At 46.4% G+C, this 3496-nt stretch carries 3 protein-coding genes; 2 read left to right on the top strand and 1 reads right to left on the bottom strand.

Going from position 1 to position 3496, the window contains the following annotated elements; translation table 11 throughout:
• Together GX089_10480 and GX089_10485 are read left to right on the top strand one after the other, a co-directional pair.
• Window positions 1-1445, top strand: a 1445-nt coding sequence (locus tag GX089_10480) for an NAD+ synthase (GenBank protein NLP02911.1), incomplete at its 5' end; no start/stop codon positions are given.
• A gap of 29 nt (window positions 1446-1474) precedes the next feature.
• Window positions 1475-2617 (top strand): glycosyltransferase, encoded by a 1143-nt coding sequence (locus GX089_10485; protein NLP02912.1) that lies wholly within the window; start codon window positions 1475-1477, stop codon window positions 2615-2617.
• Between the two features lie 53 nt (window positions 2618-2670).
• Here the strand turns inward: GX089_10485 and GX089_10490 are convergent.
• Window positions 2671-3496, bottom strand: an 826-nt coding sequence (locus GX089_10490) for a hypothetical protein (protein ID NLP02913.1), incomplete at its 5' end; no start/stop codon positions are given.

A 3496-nucleotide genomic window follows, 5' to 3' on the forward strand; every position in this document is an offset into this window, starting at 1 on the left:
AGCAGGTATGCCACTGTTCGGAAAAGTATCCTGACACTGGAATTCTTCTGGGTACCGCGATGCCGGATTCAATCTCAGGAGGTAAGGGGTTGTTTAACTCCGCTATACTGATAAGTGAAGGAAAAGTATTGTTCAAACAGAACAAAAGCCTCCTGCCGTCCTATGATGTTTTTGATGAGCCCAGGTATTTTGATCCATCGTCAGAAGTTTCGGTTTTCCCTTTCAAGGGAGAAAAACTCGGGATAAGTATTTGTGAGGATGCCTGGAATGATGTGGAGTTCTGGCCGCAGCCTCTGTACAAATTCGATCCGGTAGCAGAGATGGCCTCCAGAGGGGCTACCCTTCTTATCAATATCGCAGCATCACCTTTTCATGCCGGCAAGGAAAGTTTACGGCTGAAAATAATCAGGAATCATGCGCGTAAACACCGCCTCCCGTTTCTGTTTGTTAACCAGGTGGGAGGTAATGATGAACTGATCTTTGATGGCAGCAGCCTCTGTGTCGACAAAGAGGGTAATCTTATTGAAAATCTGCCCTCATTCAAAGAATCTCTGAAATTGATAGATTCATCCTCTGCTCAGACCATGGAGCCACCGGAGTGGGATGAAAATGCCCAGATTCATGATGCCCTGGTGCTGGGAGTAAGGGATTATGTGAAGAAATGTGGTTTTAAAAGGGTATTGCTTGGTTTATCGGGCGGAATCGATTCCTCAGTAGTTGCAGTGCTGGCAGCCAGAGCAGTAGGACCGGAGAATGTCTGGGGAGTCACTATGCCATCGAGGTATTCATCGATGGGAAGTGTTGAGGATTCCCGGAAACTGGCATCAAATCTTGGTATCCGCTTCTCAGAAGTTCCTATTGAAAAGGCTTTCAGCGCTTACATGGAAATGCTCTCTCCTCTTTTTGAAGGTATAGCTCCTGGATTAGCAGAGGAAAACCTTCAGGCCCGTATCCGGGGAACATTTTTGATGGCTTTGTCCAACAAATTCGGGCACCTGCTTCTCTCTACCGGTAATAAAAGCGAGATCTCTGTGGGATACTGTACTCTTTACGGAGACATGAACGGGGGATTGAGTGTTATAAGTGATCTTCCAAAGGAGAAGGTTTACAAACTTGCCGGTTATATCAATAATGAAGAAGAGATTATCCCGGAATCTGTTTTGACAAAAGCACCATCCGCTGAACTGCGTCCCAATCAGACCGATCAGGACACCCTTCCACCATACGATATTCTGGACTCGATTCTGAATCAGTTGATCGAGGAGGGAAAATCGAGCAGTGAGATTGCGGGGATGGGTTTCGATGAGCAGACTGTGAGATGGGTGGCAGAGAGAGTCTCTAAAAATGAATACAAACGTCGCCAGGCCTGTACAGGACTCAAGGTGAGTCCAAGGGCATTTGGAAAGGGATGGAGATTCCCTATTGCGGCGAAGTATGACTGGTAGTGCTCTTCGGATCACTCAGAGGTATACTCATGATTATCTTCCTTGCAGTGATATCCGCGTTCTATTTAGCTTCTGTGCTTTTGCTTTTAAGGGGGCTTCTCTCTCTTCCCAAAACAGGAGACCCTGCGAATCTTAATTTCTCTGTTGTTATAGCTGCCCATAATGAGGAGAACAATATAGGAGCCTGTCTGGACAGTATCCTTGCCCAGAATATGCCACCGGACCGGCTGGAGATTATAGTCGTAAACGACCGTTCTACCGACCGTACAGCGGAAGTAGTATTGGAATACATATCACAGCACCGGAATATCTCTCTTATCAACATAGAGAGGACTCCTCCTGGATTGTCACCAAAGAAATATGCAGTGTCAAAGGGGATCGAGGCCTCAAAAGGTGAGATTATAGTATTTACAGATGCTGATTGCAGGGTTCCGGAGAGATGGCTTGACACTATAGACCGAAGTTTTACTCCTGAAACCGGCCTTGTACAGGGAATCACCTGCTATGAGCGTCCTCCTGCCATGAACAGCCTGTTTTTCGGGCTTCAGGCGGTCGATTTCCTTTCCCATGGAATTGTCGCAGCCGCCGGAATCGGAGCAGGAATGCCCATCAATTCAAACGCGAACAATATGGCTTTCAGACGAAGCGCGTTTGCTGAATGCGGGGGTTATGGTAAAAGTGCGGGAAAAGTGGTTTCAGGTGATGATGATTTACTGATGCAGAAAATATGGAAAAGCGGGAAATGGAAAATAAGATACATGGCAGATCTTAAAGGTGCGGTAACCACAGCGCCTGCCGATTCGGTGAGAAGTGTATTTGAACAGCGTAAAAGATGGGGATCGAAAACGGTTCATTACAATCCCATGCAGGTGCTTTTCCTTTCCTGTATTTTCCTGTTCTACCTCGCTATTCCAGTTACTCTGTTTTGTGGCTTTTTTAAACCCTGGTATTTTTCTGCCGCTATCCTGATGCTTCTTGTAAAATTTGTGGGTGAAATGGTGCTTATGATTCCGGGAAGCCGCATCTTTGGAAAACAGGAGCTTCGCAGATATATCCTTCCTGGATCGATTATTCAATTGCCCATGGTTTTGATGGCGGTATTCTTTGGTGTCTTTGGAAAGTTCAACTGGAAGGGGCGGGAGTTTTCGCGTACAGTGAGCTCACAGGAGTGAGGTGAAGGCGCGTGTGCTGCTTGTAAATAACACCTGTCACCTTGAGGCCGTCATTAATTGGTGATTCTTATATATAAAGCAACCTCATTCTCCGACACAACCGACCACTGATATCCATTGAGCCCCAGAGTATCGAGCAGCCCCTTAAATCGGGGTGAATCGAATTCTTTCCTTGTAAGAACAAGAAGTGCCGGGTTGAAGTGTTTCTGGGCTGTGATCATATCATTCGCACCGAAAAGCGACTGGATTCCTACGCACCTAAGGTTTGTTGCAAAGTTCAATTGTGCCAGACGCCCCGCATAATAGATATCTGAGCCTGATATCTGTCTGCTCAGTTCGGAATAATATTCCGGAGTGCTGTCAACTGGTTTAACTTTATAAACCCGCTCATAGTAGCGGTGCGGATTGATCAGCGGAATGCCAAGCAGGAGTATAATTGCGGGTATTCCGCACAGCCTGATGTAATAGCTGTTATCTCCGGAAAATCTTTCAATAAGTGAGCCGGTTTCCCTGAAGAAGTATGAGATTCCGTAAGCATAAACAAACGGCAGGAACGGACTGAAATATCTCACCCCGGCCCATCCATACAGCCTTGCTGTATATGCACAGGCAAGAAATGTAAAAACGAAGGAGCATGTGATAAATCCGTTGTAAAATGGGTGTTTACGAAAAGCTGCGATGAGGCATAAAAGGAGTGGGATGATATTGGAACCGTGTTCGAGAGAGTTAAGGTTTTTGAAGAACTGAGGGAGTCCCTGAAGTATCGATGTCAGGAAGAAATGGATGCCGTGTAGATTGATAAACTCGGAGAGGGAAAGAGTTGCCGGATCACTGTTACTGGTCCGGAGCAGTCCACCGGATCCTGCAACATGGAAAGGG

Origin of the sequence: Fibrobacter sp. (assembly GCA_012523595.1) — a bacterium.
GTDB lineage: Bacteria > Fibrobacterota > Chitinivibrionia > Chitinivibrionales > Chitinispirillaceae > JAAYIG01.